The sequence below is a fragment of the Myceligenerans cantabricum genome (assembly GCF_054777735.1).
In genome coordinates, this window is record NZ_BAAHAJ010000016.1 from 1 (window position 1) to 750 (window position 750).

The 750-nt window shown below is 70.1% G+C and carries 1 protein-coding gene and 1 pseudogene; both read left to right on the forward strand.

Annotated elements, in window-relative coordinates; all coding sequences use genetic code 11:
* The coding region (locus tag ACYU96_RS19975; protein WP_460757687.1) for an ISAs1 family transposase at positions 1 to 653 on the forward strand (653 nt) is incomplete at its 5' end.
* Positions 620 to 750 (forward strand): annotated as a pseudogene (locus tag ACYU96_RS19980) (ISAs1 family transposase); the annotation flags it as partial. The gene ACYU96_RS19975 and the pseudogene ACYU96_RS19980, both read left to right, overlap by 34 nt.

Genomic DNA, 750 nt, shown 5'->3' on the forward strand with positions numbered 1-750 from the left:
TCCTGGGCGCCTGGTCAGCCACTCGGCTGGCGGTGGTCGACGGGCTGCGGGTGATCTCGCTGGACGGGAAGACCGTCCGCGGCGCCCGCAAGCCCGCCGGCCGGGCGCCGCACCTGGTCGCCGCGCTGTGCGGGACAACGACGCTCGCTCAGGTCAAGGTCGCCGCCAAGAGCAACGAGATCCCCGCCGTGCGCGACCTGCTGGACGTCATCGACGTGCGCGGCGCCGTCCTGACCCTGGATGCCCTGCACACTCAGCGCGACACCGCCGCCAAGATCCGCACCGCGGGCGGGCACTACGTGTTCACCGTCAAGGCGAACCAGAAGACGCTCTACCAGGCGTTGAAGGACCTGGCCTGGAAGCATGTCCTGGCCTCCACGACGCGCGAGACCGGGCACGGGCGCCGCGAGGCACGCACCATCAAGGTCGCCGACCGGCCCGACTGGATCCAGTTTGAAGGCGCCGTCCAGGTCGCCCAGCTGCGCCGCACGACCTGGCGCAAGAAATCCAAGGGCTCACCCCGCAAGAAGAGCGTCGAGATCGTCTACCTGATCGCCTCGGCCGACCACCACGCCGCGCCCCCAGCGACGCTGGCGACCTGGTCCGCCAGCACTGGGGCATCGAGAACAAGCTCCACCACGTGCGAGACGTGACCTACGACGAGGACCGATCCCAGATCCGCACCGGCAACGCGCCCCAGGTCATGGCCACCCTGCGCAACCTCGCCATCAGCCTGCTCCACGACGCCGG